We start from the raw sequence: 22,184 nt of genomic DNA, 5'->3' as shown, positions 1-22,184 counted from the left end.
CGCGGGCGCGCTCAGGTGGAACGCACCAGCGCCACGATCCCCCAGATCGTCAGCGCCACGGAGAGCAGACCGAGCACGACCGGCACCAGGAATCCGATGCCGAAGCTGATGAGGGTCCCGCCCATGCCGGCATCCCACAGCCCCAGCGCCTCCGTGCCCGTGCACTCCACGGTCACCTCGTCACTGCCCGAGATCTGCAGGTCGTACACGTCGTAGTAGTCGGTGCCGTCGATCGTCCCGACGGAGTAGTCGGAGCTCTCCGACGTGAGCACGGCGTCGCCGCCGGTCACCGCGCACTCCACGGTGCCCGTGTGCTCCGCAGGGACGGCGAGGGAGTAGACGCGCATCGAGTCCCCCTCGATCGTGGCGTGCTGAGGATCGAGTGCGGTGAGGTTCTGCGAGGCCCCCACGGTGAGCACGGCACCGATCATGCCGACCAGGAACGGCATCACCACCAGGCCGACGCCGTTGGCGAGGATCCCCAGCACCCCGAAGATGGTTCGCTTGAGGCCACGGCGCCGGCGCGGCGGCGGGGCGTCGCCGTACGGCTGGCCATAGCCCTGAGGCTGCTGGTACATCGAGATCCCCCTGCGCTGTGCGGAACGGTTGCACTCAGAGTAGGGCCCCGGGAGCGTTCCGCCCATGGGGAGGACTCCCCGGTGGACGGCCGGCGGGGAGGACCGCGCGCGTCACCACACGTGCGGGGCGGCCGAGCCCGTGGGTGCAGGGGCACGCGCCTCGAGGACCGCGGAGGTCGCCGGGCCGAAGCTCATGATCGCGGTGTCCGCCACGTCGACCATGCGACGCTCCTGCCCGGCCGACGGGAGACCGCTCTTCGTCGGCGGCGTCCGTTCAGCTCTGTGCGCGGGCGAGCTCGAGGGACTGCTGAGCGATCGCGAGCTCCTCGTCGGTGGGAACGACCAGCACCGTGACGGGGGAGTCGTCGGTGGAGATGACCCGCACGCCCTTGGCGCGCTCGGCGTTGCGCGCGGGATCCAGCTGGATGCCGAATCCCTCGAGGCCCGCCAGCAGGCGCTCGCGCACCTCCGGCACGTTCTCGCCGATCCCCGCCGTGAAGGCGATCGCGTCGAGACCGCCGAGCACGAAGGCGTAGGACCCGACGTACTTGCGCAGCCGGTGCACGTACACCTGCATCGCGAGCTCGGCATCCTGGTTCCCGTCACGGATCGCGGCGGTGATGTCGCGGAAGTCGCTCATCCCGCACAATCCCTGCATCCCGGAGTGCTTGTTCAGCAGGGTGTCGATCTCGTCGATGCCCATCCCCGCGCTGCGCGAGAGGTGCGCGTACACCGCCGGATCGATGTCTCCCGTGCGCGTGCCCATCACCAGGCCCTCGAGCGGGGTGAGCCCCATCGAGGTGTCCACCGGCTCTCCGCCGCGCACGGCCGAGGCGGAGGCGCCGTTGCCGAGGTGGAGCACGATCTGGCGCAGATCCGAGACGTCCTTCCCCTTCGCCGAGAAATGCTCGGTGACCTGCTCGGAGACGTACCGGTGGCTGGTGCCGTGGGCGCCATAGCGGCGGATGCGGTACTCGTCCGCGACCTGCTTGTTCAGCGCGTAGGTGCGTGCCGCCTCGGGGAGCGAGGTGAAGAACGCGGTGTCGAAGACGGCCACGTGCGGGATCGAGGGGAACAGCTTGCGGGCCGCATCGATGCCGTCGACCGCGGCCGGGTTGTGCAGCGGCGCGAGCGCCCCGAGATCCGCGATCTGGTCCCGCACCCAGGAGTCGATGAGCTTCGGCGCCGAGAAGCGCGCACCGCCCTGCACCACCCGGTGCCCGACCGCCACCACGTTCGCCTCCTCGAGGGAGAGCCCGGCCTCCTCGAACAGCCGCATCACCACCTCCATGGCGACGACGTGGTCGGGCACCTCGCCCTGGAACGGCTGGGTGACCGAGCCCGTCTCCAGGCGGGCGACCCCGCCGTCCAGACCGATCCGCTCGACGACGCCGGAGGCGAAGACCTCCTCCGCGACCGGGTCCAGCAGCTGGAACTTCAGGGACGAGGAGCCCGAGTTCAGCACCAGCACCGTCGCGGCGTCCGGCAGGCCCGGGACGTGCTCGGCGCCGTCGGACGCAGTGCCGTCGGACGCGGTGCCGTCGGACGCGGTGCCGACGGACGACGAGCTGGCAGCACCGGCGGGGGAGGGGGAGGTCATGCGTTCTCCTTCGTCTCGTTCGTCGCGGCCGTCTCGGCATCGGCCGCCTGGGCCTGGATGGCGGTGATCACCACGGTGTTGATGATGTCGTCGACGAGCGCTCCGCGGGAGAGGTCGTTGACCGGCTTGTTCAGCCCCTGCAGGACAGGGCCGATGGCGATCGCCCCGGCCGAGCGCTGGACGGCCTTGTAGGTGTTGTTGCCGGTGTTCAGGTCCGGGAAGACGAACACGGTCGCGCGGCCGGCGACCGAGGAGTCCGGCAGCTTGGTCTTCGCCACCGAGGCGTCCACCGCCGCGTCGTACTGGATCGGGCCCTCGACGTCCAGCTGCGGCGCGTCGGCGCGCACCAGGGAGGTGGCCTCGCGGACCTTGTCGACGTCCGCGCCGGTGCCGGAGGTGCCGGTCGAGTAGGACAGCATCGCGATGCGGGGGTCGATCCCGAACTGCTCGGCGGTCGCGGCGGACTGCACCGCGATGTCCGCCAGCTGCTCGGCCGTCGGATCGGGGTTCACCGCGCAGTCGCCGTAGACCAGCACACGGTCCTCGAGCGCCATCAGGAACACCGAGGAGACGATCTTCGCGCCCGGCTTGGTCTTGATGATCTCGAAGGAGGGCCGGATGGTGTGGGCGGTGGAGTGGACCGCGCCGGAGACCATGCCGTCGGCCTCTCCCAGCTGCACCATCATGGTGCCGAAGTAGGAGACGTCCTGGACCTTCTCCCGGGCCTGCTCGAGGGTGACGCCCTTCTTCGCCCGCAGCCGCGCGTACTCCGCGGCGTAGCGCTCCACGTGCTCCTCGTCCTGGGGGGAGACCACGCGGGCCTCGGAGATGTCGTGACCGAGCTGGGAGGCCTTCGCGCGGATGGAGTTCTCCTCGCCCAGCAGCACCAGATCGGCGACACCGCGGGCGAGGATCGCCTCGGCGGCGGCGATGATCCGCGGCTCGTCCCCCTCGGGCAGCACGATGGTCTTCTTCGCCCCTCGGGCCCGGGCCAGCAGCTCGAACTCGAACATCATGGGCGTGACGACCTCGCTGCGGCTCACCTCGAGGGCGCTGAGCATCTCCGGGATCGGCAGGTGCTCGGCGACGGCGCGGCGGGCAGCATCCATCTTCTGCGGGCTGGCCACGTCGAGCCGGCCGCGGGACTTCGCGACCTTCACCGCGGTCTCGAAGGTGGAGAGGTCGGTGGCCAGCACCGGCAGGTCCTGCTGGACGCCGGAGATCAATCGGCTCACCTCCTCGGGCACGTCGTAGCCGCCGGTCAGCACGATCGAGGACAGGGCCGGGAAGGTGCCGGACTGCTGCGCCATGACCAGGCCGGGGAGCAGGTCGTAGCGATCGCCGGGCGCGATGACCGTGCAGTTCTCGGTGAGGCGGCTGAGCACGTTGGGCAGGCTCATCGCGGCGATGACCGTGCCCACCGCGACACGCTCCAGCCATTCGGGATTCCCCTGCAGCAGGGTGCCGCCCACGGAGTCCTTCAGCTCCTGCACCGAGGGGGCGAGGATCACCGGGTTCTCAGGGATCGCGGCCACCAGCGGGCCGGGGACCTTCGCGGAGACCGCGTCCCGGATCGCATCGAGCGATCCGGTCTCGGCCCGGTTGACGACCACGGCGATCGGCAGCGCGTGATGGCCTCCGAACTCGCCCACGGAGACGGCGGCCAGCGCCGCGATCTGGTCCGGACTGCGATCCAGGCCGGACAGCACCACCACCACGGGGGCGCCCATGTTGGCGGCCACCTCGGCGTTGAAGGCGAGCTCGGTGGGGTTGGCGAGGTCGTCGTAGTCCGAGCCCAGGACCACCAGCACCGAGTAGCGCTCGGCGAGCTCGCGATGACGGGCCAGGATCCGCTCGTGCGCGGTGTCGGGATCGGAGAGCACCAGCTGATGGTCCACCCCGATCGCGTCCTCGTAGGCCTGGTCGACCGCGGGGTGGCTGGTCAGCAGGTTGACGGCGTAGTCACGGGAGCGATCGGACTGGACGACGGGGCGGAACACCCCGACGCGGTCGGACCGCGAGGCGAGGGCTTCGAGGAGACCGAAAGCCACCATCGACTTGCCGGTCATTCCCTCCGGGCTGGCGATATACACACTCTGGGACACGGCTCCAGCATAGAGGCGGGATCGGCCGGTGGGACGGGACCAGTGGGTGCGGATCTCCACCGGGGGCGAGGTGGTCGAGGGATGGCATCGGGGAGGCTGACGGGGACGGGTGCGCGAGCTGACGGGAAAGGGTGTGAGAGAGGTCGCTGCCCGGGGTCCGTCCCAGCGGCGGCTCGTACCATGGGGGGATGCTCCGCGTCGCCCTCCGCCCCCGATTCCTGGGGCTGCTCGCCCTGATGGTGGTGGCGACCGTGGTGTGCGGTCTGCTCGCCACCTGGCAGTGGGACCGCGCCCACCAGGCGATCACGGCCGACGCCGCCGGCTCCCAGCAGCTCGGCGACATCCGTGACGTGGTCGGGGTGGGAGATGCCGTCACCAACTCGATCGTGGGCGACACCGTCACCGCGACCGGCCGCTATGTGCCCGGTGAACAGGTGGTCGTGCCCGCCAGGAACATCGGGGGCACCGAGGCGGTGCTCGTCGTCTCCTCCCTGCTGCTGGACCTCGAGGACGGCACGCAGGCCCGCCTCCCGGTCGCCCGTGGCTGGCTCCCTGCGGCGGAGCTCACCGGTGCCGACGGCGAGGTGGATCCCTCGATGGCTCCCGCGCCCCCGCAGGGCGAGGTCGAGATCAGTGGCCGGCTCGAGGCCAGCGAGGCAGCCTCCAGCGGTGTGGACCAGGGCGTCGCCGCCGAGATCGCGACTCCTCTGCTGGTCAACGAGTGGGGCTCGCCGATGTTCGCCGGCTATGTCGCGCTCGAGGATCCGGCCGGTGCCCTGCAGCCCCTGCCCGCCGCGGAGTCGGAGTTCTCCCGTGGACTGAACTGGCAGAACATCGGCTACTCCCTGCAGTGGGTGCTGTTCGGCGGCTTCTTCCTCTACCTGTGGTGGCGCTCGGTCCGTGCCGCGCACCTCGACGAGGTCGCCGATCGCCGCGAGGCGATGGAGGAGATGCTCCACGAGCCCGACGGCGGCGCCGCTGAGCCCGACGACCACTCGCACGAGCCTGTCGACGTGTCCACCGAGCCTGCGCCGGCCGGCGTCGGCTCCTCTCGCTCCCCGGCCGCCCCGTCGGCCGCTCCCTCTCCCACCGACAAGGACGTGTGACCCGTGCCCGCACCCCGCCCCCTCGACGAAACCGCCGCCAGGACCTCGTTCGCCCGCTTCCGAGTGGCCTCCATCGTGGAGGGCATCGCGCTGCTGGTGCTGGTGGCGATCATGATCATGCGCTACGTCGTGTTCGGCGGCGAGGGACCGTTCACCACGACCTCCGACACCTGGACCCAGATCTCCAAGACCTGGTCCCCGATCCACGGCCTCATCTACATGGTCTACGTGGTCCTCGCCTTCGACCTGTGGATCAAGATGCGCTGGGGCCTGCCGCGGATGCTGCTGCTGATGTTCTTCGGCGTGATCCCGGTGCTGTCCTTCTTCGGGGAGCGCTGGACCCATCAGAAGGTCGAGTCGGACCTCGCCCGTCGGCCCACCCTGCAGGACGAGGCCCGGTCGGCCGACGACGCCCGCTCCTGAGCGCACCGGCCGCGCGGAAGCGGGAAGCCGACGCACGACGCACGACGCGGAGCGTGACGAGGATTGCGCCCTCGCGGGCCGGACGCGAGCGCCCGCGGGGTGGCCTCGCACGTAGACTCGGCCGGGTGAACGACACCGACCAGCGCCCCGTCCTCGTCGTCGACTTCGGCGCCCAGTACGCACAGCTCATCGCCCGCCGCGTGCGGGAGGCCCGGGTCTACTCCGAGGTCGTCCCGCATTCGATGCCCGCCGAGAAGATCCTGGCCAAGCAGCCTCGCGCGATCATCCTCTCCGGCGGGCCCAGCTCCGTCTACGCCGAGGGCGCCCCGCGCCTGGACCCGGCGCTGCTCGAGGCCGGCGTGCCGGTCCTCGGGCTCTGCTACGGCTTCCAGTCCATGGCCGCGGCGCTGGACGGCACCGTCGCACCGACGGGGGTGCGTGAATACGGCGCCACCCGACTGGAGAGCATCGACGGCACCTCGCAGCTGCTCAGCAGCCAGGATCTCGAGCAGAACGTGTGGATGAGCCACGGTGACTCCGTCACTGCGGCCCCCGCGGGCTTCGAGGTGGTCGCGACCTCGTCCGGCAGCCCCGTCGCCGCCTTCGAGAACACCGAGAAGCGGCTCTACGGCGTGCAGTGGCACCCCGAGGTGGGCCACTCCGACCGCGGCCAGGAGGTGCTCGAGAACTTCCTGCACCGCGGCGCGGGCATCGAGGCGGCCTGGACCACGGGCAACGTCATCGAGGAGCAGCTCGAGCGGATCCGCGCCCAGGTGGGCGAGGGCACCGCGATCTGCGGCCTCTCCGGCGGCGTGGACTCCGCCGTCGCCGCCGCGCTCGTGCAGCGCGCGATCGGTGACCGCCTCACCTGCGTGTACGTGAACCACGGCCTCATGCGCCAGGACGAGTCCGCGCAGATCGAGCAGGCCTTCGGCGACTCCACCGGCGGTGCGAAGCTGGTCATGGTCGATGCAGAGGAGCAGTTCCTCACCGCGCTCGCCGGGGTCACCGATCCCGAGACCAAGCGCAAGATCATCGGCCGCGAGTTCATCCGCAGCTTCGAGCAGGCCCAGGCGGACATCCTGCGCGAGCAGGGTGTCGTCGAGGGGATGGGGGAGGCAGCCCACACCGCGGCCTCCGCACCGAAGACCTTCCTGGTCCAGGGCACCCTCTACCCGGACGTCGTCGAGTCCGGCGGCGGCGAGGGCGCGGCGAACATCAAGAGCCACCACAATGTGGGCGGCCTGCCCGAGGACCTCTCCTTCGAACTGGTCGAGCCGCTGCGCGCCCTGTTCAAGGACGAGGTCCGTGCCGTCGGCTCCGAGCTCGGCCTGCCCGACGAGATCGTCTGGCGCCAGCCGTTCCCCGGCCCGGGCCTCGGCATCCGCAGCATCGGCGAGGTCACCAAGGCGCGCCTGGACATCCTGCGCGCGGCCGACGCGATCGCCCGCGCCGAGCTGACCGCCGCGGGCCTGGATCGCACCATCTGGCAGTGCCCCGTCGTGCTGCTGGCGGACGTGCGCTCCGTGGGCGTCCAGGGCGACGGCCGCACGTACGGACACCCGATCGTGCTGCGCCCCGTCACCAGCGACGACGCGATGACCGCGGACTGGGCCAAGGTGCCCTACGACGTGCTCTCGAAGATCTCCACCCGCATCACCAACGAGGTCAGCGAGATCAACCGCGTCACCCTCGACATCACCTCCAAGCCCCCCGGCACCATCGAGTGGGAGTGAGGCGCACCCACCGGGCGTGAGGCGCGCTGAGTCGCCGAGCATCGCCCGCAGAGCTCGCCCACAGAGCATCGCCCACAGAGCTCGCGAGTGTGACGAAGCGGGGGGAATCCGGCCGGGATTCCCCCCGCTTCGTCACGCTGGCCGGGCACGACACGCTAGCCGGAGCTGCGGGGCCGCTCAGTGCTGGGGCGGCGGCTCGAGCAGGCGCGAGGGGTGCGTCGGTGCCGAGGAGTGCCAGGACCGGGTGCGCTCGAAGGACTCCCAGCCCATCGCACCGTAGAGTCCGTCGGCGCCGGTGGGGGAGTCGTCGTCGACCTCGAGGTCCACGTGGGTGCGGCCCCGCTCGATGGCGTCCAGGATCGAGGCGTTCAGCAGCGCCTTCGCGATCCCGTGCCCGCGGGCGGAGCGATGCACGCCCAGGTACTCGAGGTAGGTGCCCTCGCCCAGGGTCTCGGTCCTCGGGACCACGGCGGCGACCAGGCCTCCGGCGGGCAGCCAGACGCCGCCCCGGTCGATCTCGGCGATCCACCAGTGGTCCCAGCCCGCCTCCTCGGGGTTCTCGATGAGACGCTGGACGAACTCGGCGAAGGACTCCCGGTAGGAGTTGAAGTGGTCGGCGAAGGACTCCTCGAGCATCCGGTGCACGGTGCGCACGTCCTGGGCGATGGGGAGCCCGGACTCGTGGCGGTGCACCTGCCGCACCCGGGTGCCCGCGCGCGGTGCGGGCAGCTGGTCGGCCTCGGCGGGATCGACGGGCCGCCGCATGTGCAGCCAGGTGCGCACCATCGAGTAGCCCGCCGCCTGGAGAAGGCGGCCGCGGTCGGTGTCGAGCTCGTTCGCATCGGCGTCCAGCTGGGTGCGCTCCACCCCGCGGGCCCGGGCGAAAGAGCCGCCCACCTCGACCGCCCAGTCCAGCAGCGCGGCGGCGAGGGCGTCCCGTTCAGGGGCGTCCTCGGCGATCACGAACTGGACGTTGGTGCGGCCGGTGGCCCGGTCCTCCAGGGCGATCCAGCCGACGGGGGCCTGGTCGAGCGAGGGGGAGCCGTCGTCGGAGACGGGCACCACCACGACTTGTCGACGGGCCCAGGACTTCAGCCCCACCATCCGCGAGCGCACCCCGGCCTCGTCGGCCGCCCCGTCCGGGGTGTGTCGGCGGATGTCCGCGGTGACCAGCGCGACGACCGCGTCGACGTCCGCCTCGATGGGCACCCTGGTGGTCAGCCGGCCCTCCAGGGAGGTGGGCATCGTGGGCGGGACGTGATCGGTCAGCAGCATCCGCCAATTATTTCACGCCGACCTCAGCCGCACTCTCGGGCTCCTCCGCCTCGACCACCGGGATCGGGCCGGTGCGGGGGTGGAGGTCCTCCGGCTCGGTGCCGGTGCCGCCGAGCTCCGCAGCCGCGTCGGCACCCGGCCGGACGGCGAGCTCGTCGGCGGATTCGACGGTCTCGCGCAGCGGCACGTGCTTGATGAACAGCGAGAGCACCAGCGCCACGACGGCGAAGGGCACGGCGGTGAGGAACACCATGTGCATCGCCTCGCCCATGCCCATCCGGATCGGCTCGACGAGGATCGGGGGCAGATCGGAGAGGGCGGAGGGGTCCAGCGCCGCGTTCTCCAGGCCCGAGACGTCGGCGCCGCCGGAGGCCTGCAGGGCGGCGAGCTCCTTCGCGGGCAGCGCCTGGATCTGCGTGGTGATCGAGGTGGACATCGAGGCGGTCATCACGGTGCCGAGCACCGCGGTGCCCACGGTCGAGCCGATGTTGCGGAAGAACTGGATCGCCGCGGTGGCCGTGCCGAGCTCTCGCCGCGCGACCGCGTTCTGCACGATCAGTGTGTACACCTGCATCGACAGGCCCAGGCCCAGGCCGATCACGATCATCGCCAGGGTGAGATGCCACTGGGAGTCCCCGTGCTCGAGGGCGACCAGCAGGCCGTAGCCGATCACCATGACGATGCCGCCGGCGATGAGGAACGGTCGGTAGCGCCCCGTCCTCGAGATCAGCAGGCCCACGATGATCGAGGTGAGGATCATGGCGACCGACTGGGGGACCAGGATCATGCCGGACCGGGTGGCGGAGACGCCCATGACGCCCTGCGCGTAGACGGGGATGTAGATGATCGCGCCGAACATGGCGACCGCGATCGCGAACGATGCTGCGACCGACAGGGCGACGATGGGTCGCAGCAGCAGGTGCATCGGCAGCAGAGGCTCCTCGACCCTGGTCTCGATGATCACGAAGGCGATCAGGAAGGCAGCGGCCAGCGCATACATCCCGAGGATCACGGGGGAGGTCCAGGCGAAGTCGCCGCCGCCCCAGGTGGTCGCGAGCAGCCCGAGGACGAGCCCCGGGGTGAGGGTGAGGATGCCGGCGAAGTCGACCCTGCCGTGCTGATCGGCCTTCTCCAGGTGCAGGAACCTCAGGATGAAGGCGAAGGCCGCGACACCGATCGGCAGGGTCAGGTAGAACAGCCAGCGCCAGCCGAGGTGATCGGTGACCAGGCCGCCGATGAGCGGCCCGGCGATCGAGGTCACGCCGAAGACGGCGCCCATGATGCCCTGATACTTGCCGCGCTGACGGGGCGGGATGATGTCGCCGATGATGGTCTGGCTCAGCGGCATCAGGGTGCCCATGCCGAGGCCCTGCACGGCGCGGGCGAAGACCAGGAACCAGAAGCCCTGGGCCATGCCGGCCAGGACCGAGCCGAGCATGAAGATCGCCAGGCCGCCAAGGTAGAACCAGCGCCGTCCGTAGAGGTCGGAGAGCTTGCCGACCACAGGGACCGAGACGGCGGAGACCAGCATGGCAGCGGTCGCGATCCAGCTGTAGTGCTCGATCCCGCCGAGCTCGCCGACGATGCGGGGCATCGCGGGGCCGACGATGGTCTGCGAGAGGGAGGCGACGAACATGCCCAGCATGAGGCCGACGAAGACGAGCGTGCCCTGACGGTCCAGGCCCGTGAAGGCGGGGGCGTCGGCGGACGGGGCGGTGGATGGCGCGGCGGACGGTGCTGCGGACTGCGCGGTCGACGGTGCCGCGGACGACGCGCTGGACGGTGGCGTGCTCACTGAACTCCTCGGGAGAGCGGGGTGCGGAGGTGACGGGTGGGAGGGCCCTTCCGGGCGTCCCGTGGTCGAGGCGCGCCAGTGGGCCTCGGCATGACATGCTAACGAACTGTTGCAGTGACTGCACTATTTCAGTGAATGCAGGTTCTGTGATCTGTCGGACCTACGATGGGGGCGTGACCGACGAGAAGACACCGCCAGAGGAGAGTCTCGGACTGCGCGAGCTGAAGAAGCGCCAGTCCCGCCTGGCCATGCATCGAGCCGCCCTCGAACTCGTCCACGAGCACGGACTGGCCGGAGTCACCGTGGAGGCCATCGCGCAGCGGGCGGGGGTCTCCACCCGTACCTTCTTCAACCACTGGACCACCAAGGAATCCGCGATCATCGGGGTGCTCCTGCAGAGCGGCGAGGGGATCTCCGAGAAGCTGCGGGCGAGGATCGCGGAGCTCGGCCCCCGGGAGGCGCTGCGCTCGGTGATGCGCGAGGCGCTCGCGGCCGCACCCGTGGACCCGGAGCTGCGGGAGCTGAAGAAGCAGGTGATGGCCTCGGAGCCGAAGCTGCACACCCTCTCCTCGGGCAATCTCCTGTCGGTGCAGACGGAGATGGTCGAGACCCTCGCCGCCGCCCTCGACGAGGAGCATGCGCAGGAGCAGGCGACGCTCTCGGTCCAGATCGGCTTCGCCGTCACCCGCACCGCATTCGCCGTGTCCATGGCCCGTGGCATCGACCTGGGCAGCGCCTTCGACGAGGTGCTCGACCGCTACGACGAGGGTGATTCGGTGTTCTGAGCCGAGCCCTCAGCGCACCAGTCGCCCGCTGCCCGTCGTCCAGCCGCGGCCATCGGCCAGGCGCTCGGCCACTCCGGCCTCCAGACGGGTACGACGGGGGAGTGCGGCCGGATCGAACGGCGGCCGCTTCCCGAAGACGAAGAAGAGCGCGCCGTCGCCGCCGTGCGGATCGCTGCCGATCCGCTCCCAGAGGGAGGCGAAACGGGCGAGGTTCGACTCCGGGCCGGCGATCTCCGCGAACTCGTCGCTGAGCAGCCAGGAGTCGCAGGTGAACTCGTGGCCGAAGGCAGGTGCCCCGGCGGGCCGGTCCAGCCCCAGGTCGGGGTAGTGCGCGGTGAAGTACGCGGTGGCCGCCGCGAAGGACTCCTCGACGGACTTCGGATCCAGCGGCCCGGTGGCAGGGATGTGGGTGCCGATCACCCAGCGCTGCGGCTCGTCCGGTCCCGTCCGCTCGGCGCCCTGCTCCAGTCGTGCCACGCGCCGACGACTGAGGTCGAACTGCAGGCGGCCCAGGTGCACCAGGCGGCCGGCCCAGTTGCCGGTGACCCAGTTCAGCTGATGGAGCCCGAGCTGCTCGGTGCCGCGCCGGTGCACCCGCATCTGCTGGCCCAGATCGGCGAGCACCCGCCAGGAGAGCTGCTCGTCGAGGCCTCGAGCGGCATGCCACGCGCGCACCGTCGAGGTCGAGACCAGGAAGGCGAGGATCGGCAGCAGCCCCTCGCCCGGAGCGAGCCGCTGCTGGAGGGCGTCGTGGTGCTCCTTCTGCGCGGCGAGGTCGAGCGCCGGCACCTCGAGCCCTGCCGCCGACCGCAGCGCATCGGCGATCTCGGTGATCTCCGCGAGCAGCTCGTGGTCGGCCGCGGCGGCGTCGGCGAGCGGGCCGAGCTCCGCGGCGTCGGCGCCGGTGATCCCGAGCTGCTCGAGCAGCGCGGGCCGTGACGGCGCGGTGAGCATCACCCGCACCTCGGCGGGGGAGAGCGGGGACAGGGCGCGGAGGGCCTGCGGCGGATCGCCGAGGACCTCGAGCTGGGCATCACGACGATCGGTCATGCGCACACGGTAGCGCCCGTCGGCCGCCGGATGTGAGCTGGGCCGCTACGATTCCAGGGTCGAGACCACGCACACGTCGGCCTGCGCCGACGCAGGAGGAGCCCGAAAATGAGCACGAACAACGACGACACCGCCCCCACCCCCGAGGCACCGGCCGCCCCCGCTGCGCCCTCGGAGGGCGAGCTCAGCCCCTCAGCCCTCGCGGTGCGCGATGCCTACGCCTTCGAGGGCGGCCGGATCCACCTCGGCGCGATGATCGAGGGCGAGGAGCCCAACGCCGCCGTCCCGGTGAACCTGGCGGTGGGAATGCTGAATCGCCATGGCCTGATCGCCGGCGCCACCGGCACCGGCAAGACCCGCACCCTGCAGGTGATCGCCGAGCAGGCGGCGCACGCCGGGGCGTCCGTCTTCGTCGCGGACATGAAGGGCGACCTCTCCGGCATCGCAGTGCCCGGCGAGCCCTCCGAGGAGCTCACCGCACGCGCCGCCGCCCGGGGCCAGGAGTGGGTCTCCCGCGCCGCTCCGACCGAGTTCTTCACGCTCGGGGGACAGGGCGAGGGCGTGCCGATCCGCACCACCGTGAGCGACTTCGGTCCGGTGCTGCTGTCCAAGGTGCTCGAGCTCAACGAGACCCAGGAGTCCTCGCTCGGGCTGATCTTCCACTACGCGGACGCCCAGGGCCTGGCGCTGCTGGACCTCAAGGACCTGCGCGCCCTGATCCAGTTCCTCACCTCCGACGAGGGCAAGGACGAGCTCAAGGGCATCGGTGGGATCTCCACCGCCACCGCCGGGGTGATCCTGCGCAGCCTCACCGCCTTCGAGGCCTCCGGGGCGGACGACTTCTTCGGCGAGCCCGCCTTCGACCCGCAGCAGCTGCTGCGGAAGGCCGAGGACGGCACCGGGATCATCTCCTGCCTGGAGCTGCCCGGGGTCGCCTCCCGCCCGGCGCTGTTCTCCACCTTCATGATGTGGATGCTGGCCGAGCTCTACCAGGACCTGCCCGAGGTGGGCGACGCCGAGGTGCCGAAGCTCGTCTTCTTCCTCGACGAGGCCCACCTGCTGTTCAAGGACGCCTCCAAGGCGTTCCTGGACCAGGTGGTCCAGACAGTGCGCCTGATCCGCTCCAAGGGCGTGGGCATCTTCTTCATCACCCAGACCCCGAAGGACATCCCCGGCGACGTGCTCGCCCAGCTCGGCAATCGCGTCCAGCATGCGCTGCGCGCCTTCACGCCCGACGACGCCAAGGCGCTCAAGGCGACGGCGTCGACCTTCCCCACCTCTGAGCACGCCCTGGTCGAGGTGATCCCCGCGCTCGGCACCGGCGAGGCGATCGTCACGGTGATGAGCGAGGACGGCGCCCCGACCCCGGTCGCGATCACCGCGGTGCGCGCCCCGGAATCCTCGATGGATCCCGCGGGCACCGAGGTCATCTCCGCCGCCGTCGCCGCCTCGCCGCTGCAGGAGGAATACGGCACGGCGGTCGACAACGAATCCGCCTACGAGATCCTCGCCGCGCGGGCCGAGAAGGATGCGGCGGCGCTCGAGGACGCCGAGGCGGAGAAGTCCGCCGCCTCGGGAGGCTCGGCGGAGAAGGTGCCGACGACCAGGACGAAGAAGGAGGACCCGGGGTTCTTCGAGAAGCCCGCTGTGAAGTCCTTCCTCCGTTCGGCCGGCACCGTGCTGGGCCGCGAGATCACCCGCGGACTGTTCGGCACCCGCAAGCGGCGCTGAGCTCCGGCGGCCGGCACCGGCCCCGAGGAGCTGACCTCGGGGCCGATGCGTCATGGGCGACGGCGGCTCACCAGAAGTAGCCGCGACCGGCGCAGTAGGTCGCCACCTGCTCCACGGTGAGCCAGTGGTGGCTGGGCAGCGCATCGGTGAGCGTGGAACCTGCAGGATCTGCGATGCGCAGGGTCCGGTGAGCGGAGTCGTAGCCGTCGATGGTCACGAAGTGGAAGATGTCGCTCGTGTTGCCACCCCAGTTCGGGTAGTCCCCGGCCACGACCCACCAGTTGCAGACGGTCGCATAGCCGGTGTCGACGTTGGTCGTGGCGCGCTCCCACAGCAGATCCGCATCGGCCTGGGTGGCGTTCGTGCCCGCGATCCACTGGTCGCGGTAGGTCGCGTCGGCCAGCCGACCGGTGAGCACGGGGGAGACGGCGCCGAAGTTCGTGCCGTTGTCGGTGGTGCCGAGCTCGGCGGCGAGCGTGTCCAGGCCTGGGGGTCGCACCGTCGCGCTCAGGGCGATCGCGACAGCTGTCGGCCCGCAGTAGAAGACGTTCGGCTGCTGCTGGTAGGTGGTGGGGAGAACCACTTCGCCGGCGGCGGAGGCGCGGGGGGCGAGGGTGAGCGTGCCGAGGCCGGCCGCAGCGGTCACCCCCAGTGTCTTCAGGAACGTCCTGCGGTCGGGAGCGATGGTCGTCATGGGGAGTACCTCGTCCGTGCTTCGGGGACAGTGCTGCCGGTTCACCGGCGCCCCGACGCTATGCAGGGATGGACGCCTGGGGGAAGGGCGACGGATGGGGAGGTCTGCCCATTGACACGCACCCGGCGGCTCGGACCCGCGGGCCGGCGCGAGAGGACGGGAGAACACGTCGGCGCCCCCTCCGCAGGGAGGGGGCGCCGACGTGGAGCGACGGGCTCAGCTCACTTCTTGCCCTGATTCGCGACGGCCTCGGCGGCGGCCTTCGCGGCGACCGGGTCGAGGTAGCGACCGCCCTTCTCGACGGGCTGGAAGTCCTCGTCCAGCTCGTAGACCAGCGGCTGGCCGGTGGGGATGTTCAGGCCGGAGATCTCCTCGTCGGAGATGCCGTCGAGGTACTTCACCAGCGCGCGCAGCGAGTTGCCGTGCGCGGCGATCAGCACGGTCCTCCCTGCGGTGAGGTCGGGCTTGACGCCCTCCTCCCAGTACGGCAGGAAGCGCTCGACGACGTCCTTGAGGCACTCGGACCTCGGCAGCTGGTCGCCGAGGTCCGCATACTGCGGGTCCTGGTCCTGGCTGAACTCACTGCCGAACTCGATCTCCGGCGGCGGGGTGTCGTAGGAGCGGCGCCAGGCCATGAACTGCTCCTCGCCGTACTTCTCCCGGATCTCGGCCTTGTCCATGCCCTGCAGGGCACCGTAGTGACGCTCGTTCAGGCGCCAGTCGCGCTTGACGGGGATCCAGTGGCGGTCCGCGGCGTCGAGGGCGAGGTTCGCGGTCATGATGGCGCGGCGCTGCAGCGAGGTGTGCACAACATCGGGGAGGATCCCGGCCTCCTTCAGGAGGTCACCGCCCTCGGTCGCCTCCAGGCGGCCCTTCTCGGTGAGGGCCACATCGACCCAGCCGGTGAACAGGTTCTTCGCATTCCAGTCGCTCTCGCCGTGGCGGAGCAGCACGAGTGTGTAGGTCATGGCCCCAGCCTAACGTCGCAGGAGGACGGATGCGCTCCCTGCTCATTGGTTGTCGAGCTCGCCGGCCGCGGCGGCCGGGCTGAGGTCGCCCCATGCGCCGGGCTAGGGTCGCCCCATGCTCAGCACAGCTCCCGGCTCCCTCGTCGACATCCCCGTGGTCCTGCTCGATCTGGACGGGACGCTCGTGGACTCCGGTCCCGGCATTCTCGACGGTCTCGCCCACGCCTTCGCCATCTGCGGCGAGCCGCTCCCGGAGCCGGAGGTGCTGCGCACGTTCATCGGGCCTCCGCTGTCGAGCTCCTTCCGCGGGACCCTCGGGCTGAGCGCCGAGCGCTCCGAGCAGCTGCGCCTGGCGTACGCCGCGCACTACCGGGCCCACGGCCTGCTCGACGCCCCGCCCTACCCGGGGATCCCAGAGCTGCTGGACGAGCTCGCCGAGGCAGGGCGCACCCTCGCGATCGCGACCAACAAGCCCGAGACGACGGCGCGCCGCCTGCTCGAGCACCAGGGTCTCGCGGACCGCTTCGCGGTGATCGGCGGCACCGACCGCGCCTCGGGCAGGAACGACAAGTCGGCGGTGATCGGCAGCGTTCTCGAGCGCCTGGACCTCGCCAATGCTCCGCAGAGCAGGACCGGGACCGTGATGATCGGGGACAGGATCCACGACGCCGAGGGTGCCGCAGAGCACGGGATCCTCGCGCTGCTGGTCGGCTGGGGATACGGCGGTCCGCTCGAGCAGGCGGCCGACCTTCCGCGGGTCGCGACCGTGGCCGAGCTGTCTGCGCTGATGCTGGGCTGAGCGCTCCCGCCGGGGATCAGGCCTCGAGCAGGATCGTGAAGGGTCCGTCGTTGGTGAGCCCCACACGCATCGTGGCGCCGAAGCGGCCGGTCGAGACGGTGACCCCGCGTGCACGGATCGCGTCGACGACCTCGTCCACGAGCGGCTCGGCGACGGCACCGGGAGCGGCGCCGCTCCATGACGGCCGACGTCCCTTGCGGGCGTCGCCGTAGAGGGTGAACTGGGAGACCACCAGCACGTGAGCGCCAGCGTCCAGGACGGATCGCTCGCCGTCCAGGATCCGCAGCTCGCAGATCTTGCGGGCGATCGTCGCGACCTGCTCGGGACCGTCCTCGTGGGTCACGCCCACCAGGGCCAGGAGCCCTTCGCCCTCGACGGCCCCGATCACCTCGCCGTCGACCTCGACCTGGGCACCGTCGACTCTCTGGAGCACTGCACGCATGCCCTGATGGTGACACAGCCAGTGGAGTGGGCAGCGACGAGCCGGTGACAGGTCCGCCGGTGGTCAGCGGGGCAGGATCGAGTCGATCCGTCGTTCCTGGGTGGGGGAGTCGTCGCCGTCGTCGAGGTCACTGCCGGTTGCTCCCTGGGGCGGCAGCGGCTGGGTGACCGGCGTCGGTTCGCGATCCGCGGCCGGCTGGGGCGGGGGCCCGGTGTGCTCGGGCGGTGCCGAGAACGGCTGCGGAGCGGACTGCAGCGAAGGTGCCGACTGCTGGGGCGCGGCCGGGTGCTGCACCGGCCCGTGGCGATGCGGTGCGGGCGGCGGGGCCGGCGGCTGCGTCGGCGCAGAGCGCAGTGGTGCGCCCTGCGGCGGAGCCGACTGCGCCGGCGCGGCCTGCGTGAGATTCGACTGCACCGGCGGTGCGGACTGCTGAGGCGCGGACCGGACCGGCGGTGCGGACTGCTGCGCGGGTGCCGAGGCCCCGTGCTGCGGGGCGACCGAGGGACGCACGGCGGGAGGTGCGGTGGACGGCGGCGCCTGACGCACCCCCGTCGGCTCCAGCGCCGGAGCAGGCTGCTCGACGGGACGTGAGCCGGTGACCGGGCCGTTCGCCGCCTGCGCGGCGACCGCGGCCTCGCGCCGTCGCGTCTCGGCCAGACGGGCCTGGGCGACCCACTCCTCGGCGACGCGCACGATCGCCTCGGTCGCGGCCTCCCAGGACGCCTCCTGCTGGCGGTGGGGGCCGGTCGCCAGGGACAGCACCACGCCCGCGGAGCGCAGGGCCAGCTCGGTGGGATCGACACGCTCGGAGAACATCTCGTGCCAGGTGCCGGTCGCCTCCTCGACGCGCTCCTGCATGGCGCGGTCGATGCGGCCGGCATTGCCGTAGTCGGCCAGGACGCTGAGGTGGGCGAGCAGACAGGCGAGGTCGTCGGCCCGGCGGCCCGGGCCCACGGTGTCGATGTCGAGCAGGCCCACCACCTTCCCGTGCTCGACGAAGACCTGTGCCTCGTAGAAGTCCCCGTGGACCACGTCGTGCGGGCGCATGTCCATCCGCTGCTCCAGGGCGGCCAGACCGTCGCGGATCGCGCGCACCAGGGAATCCAGCCGCGGTCCGAGCGAGGGGACGGAGGAGCTGACGATCCCGGCGTAGAACTCGACGGAATCCGTCCACGGCGGGCGCAGCGACAACGAGTACATGGAGGCCGGGAGCCGGTCCAGCAGGGCCACCAGGTCCTCGGCGCGGCAGGAGTCCACGCCCTCGTCGATCACGGCACGGGCGAGCGGACGGCCCGGCAGCTCCGCGAGGACGACCAGCCCGTTGTGGTGGGCGACCACCTCGGGCACAGGCACGCCCGCCGCGAGCAGACGGTGGTGGCGGTCCACGATCTCGCCGCTGCGATGGGGCTGCATGACCTTGAGGTACAGGGCCCGGTCTCCCTGGGAGACGCGCAGCACTGCACGGCGGCCGGGGCGGTAGGAGACGACATCGATGGCGATCGGCACGGAGGGGTCCGTCCCGATCGAGACTCCCAGATCATGGAGGGTGCGTCCGACGATGTCCGGGTAGCAGACCTGCGGGAGCATCGGCAGCCAGGGATCGTGGGGGTAGCGCCACACGCGCACGTTGATGTCGCCGTCGGTCATCACCAGGGTCTGCTCGGCGACGTAGAGATTCTTCTCGCGCTCGCCGATATGGGCGCTCGCGCCGAAGAGCTCCTCGCGGGCCGGGGCCTGCGGGCCATCCAGCTCGGGCCAGGACACCTGCGTCCGGTACAGCGCCTTGGTGCTGCGTCCCGGCCGGTGGTCGACATGATCGAGCTGCCAGCTGTGCAGCACTCCACCGGAGTTCCCGACGGCCGAGCGGAGCAGCCCTCCCGCACCGGGCCCGGTGAGGAGCTCGGAGCCGTCCTGCGTGTGTGACATGGATGAATCATTCTGGTCATGTGGTCATCGGGCGACACCGCCTACGATGCTGTCATGGCTGATCGTACCGATAACCTCACCAGCGGGAACCTCCTGGGCATTCCCGAGACCCGACTGCCCGACGACTTCGTCGACACCCAGGTGGCCGAAGAGCTGGTCGACGGCGATCCGACGGACGTCGTCGCCCGCCATCTCGACTCCCCTCTCGCGTGGGCGACGCTCGCCGAGGATGCGCTGGGCGATGGTGAGGAGGTCGCCGCCTACGCCTACGCCCGCACCGGCTATCACCGCGGCCTGGACGCCCTGCGCAAGTCCGGCTGGCGCGGCCAGGGCCCGATCCCCGCCTCCCACGCTCCCAATCGCGGCTTCCTGCGCGCGCTGGCGATGCTGGGGGAGACCTCCCGTCGGCTCGGTGACCAGGCCGAGGCCGATCGTGTGACCGCCTTCCTGCGCGAGGCCGACCCGAGCCTGCTGGGCTGAAGAGGCTCGAGCAGCCGGGGGCGTCAGGGCCGACGGCTGCACGTCCAGAGCGTGTGCTGGACTGCTTGGTAGGATCCTCGCGGCCCGTGCACTGCGCGGCGCCGCCCGCCCGACCGAAGGACAGTCCTGTTCTTCTCTGTTCCCGTTCCCAGGAGTCGCCATGCCCGCCGTCGTAATCGTCGGAGCCCAGTGGGGTGACGAAGGGAAGGGCAAGGCCACCGACCTCCTCGGAGAGCGGGTCGACTACGTGGTCAAGCCCAATGGAGGCAACAACGCCGGCCACACCGTGGTCGTCGACGGAGAGAAGTTCGAGCTCAAGCTCCTTCCCGCGGGCATCCTCTCCCCGCAGGTCACGCCCGTGATCGGCAACGGTGTGGTGGTGCACCTCGGTGCGCTGTTCGAGGAGATCGAGATGCTCACCTCCCGCGGGGTGGACACCTCGCGGCTGCGCATCAGCGCCAATGCGCACATCGTGGCCCCGTACCACCAGACCCTCGACAAGGTCACCGAGCGTTTCCTGGGCAAGCGCGCCATCGGCACCACCGGGCGCGGCATCGGCCCCGCCTACATGGACAAGATCGGCCGCCTCGGCATCCGCGTCCAGGACCTCTACGACGAGTCGATACTGCGCCAGAAGATCGAGGGCGCCCTGCGTCAGAAGAACGAGCTGCTGGTCAAGCTCTATAACCGTCGAGCGGTCGAGGTCGAGGAGATCGTCGAGAACCTGCTCTCGTACGCGGAGCGGCTGCGGCCGATGGTGGTGGACACCACGCTGCTGCTCAACGAGGCCCTGGACCGTGACGAGGTGGTCCTCATGGAGGGCGGCCAGGCGACCTACCTCGACGTCGACCACGGCACCTACCCCTTCGTCACCAGCTCCAACCCCACTGCGGGCGGTGCCTGCACGGGCACCGGCATCGGCCCCACCCGGATCGACAGGGTGATCGGGATCGTCAAGGCGTACACCACCCGGGTGGGTGCCGGACCGTTCCCCACCGAGCTCGAGGACAAGTGGGGCGAGTACCTGCAGCGGGTCGGCGGCGAGGTGGGCGTGAACACCGGGCGCCCGCGCCGCTGCGGCTGGTACGACGCGCTGATGATCCGCCACGCGGTGCGCATCAACGGTTTCACCGACATCGTGCTGACCAAGCTCGACGTGCTCACCGGCATCGACGAGGTGCCGATCTGCACCGGCTACGACGTCGACGGCGTGATCCATCGCGAGATGCCGATGACGCAGACCGACTTCCACCACGCCACCCCCGTCTACGAGACGCTCCCGGGCTGGACCGAGGACCTCTCCGAGGCCCGCACCTTCGAGGAGCTGCCCGAGAACGCCCGCGCCTATGTCCGTCGTCTCGAGGAGCTCGCAGGCTGCCGGATCAGCGCCATCGGGGTGGGCCCCGACCGCGCCGCGACCATCGCCGTCCACGACCTGCTGCCGGCGGTGGCAGGCTGACGTGGTGACCCGTCGTACCGATCGCGAGGCGGGGCGCAGCGCCCTCGGCTCGTGGGCCAGCTCGCCCGAGGACGCCGGCCGAGCCGTCCTCGCCCCAGCCGTCCGGCACACCCTGGAGATGTTCGCCGAGGAGCATCCCGGCGGCGCCGTCGAGCTGAGGGTCCCGCCCTACGCGGCGGTGCAGGCCATCGCGGGCACCCGCCATACTCGCGGTACCCCGCCCGCAGTGGTCGAGACCGACGCCGCGACCTGGCTCGCGCTGGTGAGCGGCGATCTCGACTGGGAGCAGGCGGCGGCCGACGGGCGCGTCCGCGCCAGCGGGGAGCGCAGCGACCTGAGCGAGCTGCTGCCGCTGCTCGGTCCGCGTTGGATCGTGCGCACCGCCCGGGAGCGCGGCGGCGCGGGGACCGACGCGGGAACCGAGAAGTCATGAGCATCAACGTCGAGATCGCCGTCGAGGACCTGGCCGGCCTCGAGGTCGCCGCACACGCCGGCGCCGATCGGGTGGAGCTGTGCGTGGACCTCGCCCGCGGGGGCCTCACCCCGCCTGCCGAGCTGGTCGAGGCCTGCACCTCCCGAGCCGCCGCCCTGGTGGCCGCGCGCGATGCCAAGCCGCACTTCGATGTGCACGTGCTGATCCGCTCCCGCGCCGAGCACGGCGACTTCCTGGACCGTCCCGAGGAGTTCGCCTACGGCGCCGAGGAGATCGCCCTGATGGCCCGCCAGGCGGGGGAGGCGGTCACCGCCGGGGCCGCCGGCGTGGTGTTCGGGGCGCTCACGGAAGCGGGAGAGCTGGACATCGCGGCGCTCGAGACCGTCCGCGATGGAGCCCTCACCGCCGGCAGCAGCGCGCTGCGAGGCGTCACCCTCACCGTGCATCGTGCGGTCGACGCCCTCGCGGACCGCTCGCAGCGGGAGCAGGCCGTGCGGACCCTGCTCGGCCTCGGGACCCACCGGGTGCTCAGCTCCGGAGGCGCCCCCCGAGCCCTCGACGGCGCCGAGGACCTGGCCGCGATGGTCGACGCCGCCGAAGGCCTGCTGGACATCTGCGCCGGGGGCGGGGTGCGGCCCGCCGATCTCGGTGACCTCGTGGGCCGCACCGGAGTCGCCGACATCCACCTGTCCGCCCGCCGGCGCCCCGGTGCCCCGGTCGAGGCCGGAGCCCCTGAGACCCGTACCGACCCGGCGATCGTCGCCGCGGCGGTCGATGCCGCTGGAGAACTCTGAGAGCT

General features: G+C 71.2%; 20 protein-coding genes. 10 read left to right on the top strand and 10 right to left on the bottom strand.

What is annotated here, in order from left to right:
* Nucleotides 1–11: 11 nt before the first annotated feature.
* The 3 genes from VF289_RS07095 to pta all read right to left on the bottom strand — a co-directional run bounded on the left by VF289_RS07095 (nt 12) and on the right by pta (nt 4,283).
* Nucleotides 12–578, bottom strand: coding sequence for a hypothetical protein (locus VF289_RS07095; RefSeq protein ID WP_330882504.1), 567 nt, complete (start codon nt 576–578; stop codon nt 12–14).
* Nucleotides 579–852: 274 nt separating this feature from the next.
* Nucleotides 853–2,178, bottom strand: coding sequence for an acetate kinase (locus VF289_RS07090; RefSeq protein ID WP_330882503.1), 1,326 nt, complete (start codon nt 2,176–2,178; stop codon nt 853–855).
* A complete protein-coding gene (gene pta / locus VF289_RS07085) occupies nt 2,175–4,283 on the bottom strand; it encodes a phosphate acetyltransferase (RefSeq protein WP_330882502.1) in 2,109 nt (702 codons plus the stop codon). The genes VF289_RS07090 and pta overlap by 4 nt, the downstream gene beginning before the upstream one ends.
* A gap of 188 nt (nt 4,284–4,471) precedes the next feature.
* Between pta and VF289_RS07080 the strand changes: the two genes are divergently transcribed.
* The 3 genes from VF289_RS07080 (at nt 4,472) to guaA (ending at nt 7,548) form a co-directional block, all read left to right on the top strand.
* Nucleotides 4,472–5,389, top strand: coding sequence for an SURF1 family protein (locus VF289_RS07080; protein WP_330882501.1), 918 nt, complete (start codon nt 4,472–4,474; stop codon nt 5,387–5,389).
* Nucleotides 5,390–5,392: 3 nt separating this feature from the next.
* The gene (locus VF289_RS07075) at nt 5,393–5,812 is read left to right on the top strand and encodes a DUF3817 domain-containing protein (protein WP_330882499.1); all 420 of its coding nucleotides are present in this window, start codon (nt 5,393–5,395) and stop codon (nt 5,810–5,812) included.
* Nucleotides 5,813–5,937: 125 nt separating this feature from the next.
* Nucleotides 5,938–7,548 carry a glutamine-hydrolyzing GMP synthase gene (guaA, locus tag VF289_RS07070; protein ID WP_330882497.1) on the top strand — a complete coding sequence of 537 codons (1,611 nt, stop codon included), beginning with the start codon at nt 5,938–5,940 and terminating at the stop codon, nt 7,546–7,548.
* A gap of 177 nt (nt 7,549–7,725) precedes the next feature.
* On the opposite strand, the gene VF289_RS07065 is transcribed toward guaA, so the two are convergent.
* Together VF289_RS07065 and VF289_RS07060 are read right to left on the bottom strand one after the other, a co-directional pair.
* On the bottom strand, nt 7,726–8,823 hold the full coding sequence (locus VF289_RS07065) for a GNAT family N-acetyltransferase (RefSeq protein WP_330882495.1): 1,098 nt from the start codon (nt 8,821–8,823) through the stop codon (nt 7,726–7,728).
* Between the two features lie 7 nt (nt 8,824–8,830).
* Entirely contained in the window at nt 8,831–10,618 is a 1,788-nt protein-coding gene (locus VF289_RS07060) for an MDR family MFS transporter (RefSeq protein ID WP_330882493.1), read from the bottom strand.
* A gap of 173 nt (nt 10,619–10,791) precedes the next feature.
* On the opposite strand from VF289_RS07060, the gene VF289_RS07055 reads away from it, so the two are divergent.
* On the top strand, nt 10,792–11,403 hold the full coding sequence (locus tag VF289_RS07055; RefSeq protein ID WP_330882491.1) for a helix-turn-helix domain-containing protein: 612 nt from the start codon (nt 10,792–10,794) through the stop codon (nt 11,401–11,403).
* 9 nt (nt 11,404–11,412) lie between these two features.
* Here the strand turns inward: VF289_RS07055 and VF289_RS07050 are convergent, their stop codons facing one another.
* Nucleotides 11,413–12,453, bottom strand: coding sequence for an acyltransferase domain-containing protein (locus VF289_RS07050; RefSeq protein ID WP_330882489.1), 1,041 nt, complete (start codon nt 12,451–12,453; stop codon nt 11,413–11,415).
* A gap of 108 nt (nt 12,454–12,561) precedes the next feature.
* Between VF289_RS07050 and VF289_RS07045 the strand changes: the two genes are divergently transcribed.
* Nucleotides 12,562–14,184: a helicase HerA-like domain-containing protein gene (locus tag VF289_RS07045; RefSeq protein WP_330882487.1), complete on the top strand. Its 1,623-nt coding sequence runs from the start codon at nt 12,562–12,564 to the stop codon at nt 14,182–14,184.
* 67 nt (nt 14,185–14,251) lie between these two features.
* Here VF289_RS07045 and VF289_RS07040 read toward each other — a convergent pair whose 3' ends face one another.
* A complete protein-coding gene (locus VF289_RS07040) occupies nt 14,252–14,878 on the bottom strand; it encodes a C39 family peptidase (RefSeq protein WP_330882485.1) in 627 nt (208 codons plus the stop codon).
* A gap of 221 nt (nt 14,879–15,099) precedes the next feature.
* Nucleotides 15,100–15,846, bottom strand: coding sequence for a phosphoglyceromutase (locus VF289_RS07035; protein WP_330882483.1), 747 nt, complete (start codon nt 15,844–15,846; stop codon nt 15,100–15,102).
* A gap of 115 nt (nt 15,847–15,961) precedes the next feature.
* Here VF289_RS07035 and VF289_RS07030 point away from each other — a divergent pair, with 115 nt between their 5' ends.
* A complete protein-coding gene (locus VF289_RS07030; RefSeq protein ID WP_330882481.1) occupies nt 15,962–16,645 on the top strand; it encodes an HAD hydrolase-like protein in 684 nt (227 codons plus the stop codon).
* A 16-nt stretch (nt 16,646–16,661) separates the two neighbouring features.
* Here VF289_RS07030 and dtd read toward each other — a convergent pair whose 3' ends face one another.
* Together dtd and VF289_RS07020 are read right to left on the bottom strand one after the other, a co-directional pair.
* Nucleotides 16,662–17,087, bottom strand: a complete 426-nt coding sequence (gene dtd, locus VF289_RS07025) for a D-aminoacyl-tRNA deacylase (RefSeq protein WP_330882480.1) — start codon at nt 17,085–17,087, stop codon at nt 16,662–16,664.
* A gap of 63 nt (nt 17,088–17,150) precedes the next feature.
* On the bottom strand, nt 17,151–19,013 hold the full coding sequence (locus VF289_RS07020; protein WP_330882478.1) for a phosphotransferase: 1,863 nt from the start codon (nt 19,011–19,013) through the stop codon (nt 17,151–17,153).
* A 54-nt stretch (nt 19,014–19,067) separates the two neighbouring features.
* On the opposite strand from VF289_RS07020, the gene VF289_RS07015 reads away from it, so the two are divergent.
* The 4 genes from VF289_RS07015 to VF289_RS07000 all read left to right on the top strand — a co-directional run bounded on the left by VF289_RS07015 (nt 19,068) and on the right by VF289_RS07000 (nt 22,179).
* Nucleotides 19,068–19,493 (top strand): DUF3151 domain-containing protein, encoded by a 426-nt coding sequence (locus tag VF289_RS07015; RefSeq protein WP_330882476.1) that lies wholly within the window; start codon nt 19,068–19,070, stop codon nt 19,491–19,493.
* Nucleotides 19,494–19,653: 160 nt separating this feature from the next.
* Entirely contained in the window at nt 19,654–20,952 is a 1,299-nt protein-coding gene (locus VF289_RS07010) for an adenylosuccinate synthase (RefSeq protein WP_330882474.1), read from the top strand.
* A 1-nt stretch (nt 20,953) separates the two neighbouring features.
* Nucleotides 20,954–21,385, top strand: a complete 432-nt coding sequence (locus VF289_RS07005) for a sterol carrier family protein (RefSeq protein ID WP_330882472.1) — start codon at nt 20,954–20,956, stop codon at nt 21,383–21,385.
* Nucleotides 21,382–22,179 carry a copper homeostasis protein CutC gene (locus VF289_RS07000; RefSeq protein ID WP_330882470.1) on the top strand — a complete coding sequence of 266 codons (798 nt, stop codon included), beginning with the start codon at nt 21,382–21,384 and terminating at the stop codon, nt 22,177–22,179. Before VF289_RS07005 ends, VF289_RS07000 begins: the two co-directional genes overlap by 4 nt.
* Nucleotides 22,180–22,184: the final 5 nt, after the last annotated feature.

The sequence above is a fragment of the Brachybacterium sp. genome, from assembly GCF_036379615.1.
Classification (GTDB): domain Bacteria; phylum Actinomycetota; class Actinomycetes; order Actinomycetales; family Dermabacteraceae; genus Brachybacterium.
Note: the sequence above shows the minus strand (reverse complement) of the source record. Positions and strands in the feature narration are given on the sequence as shown.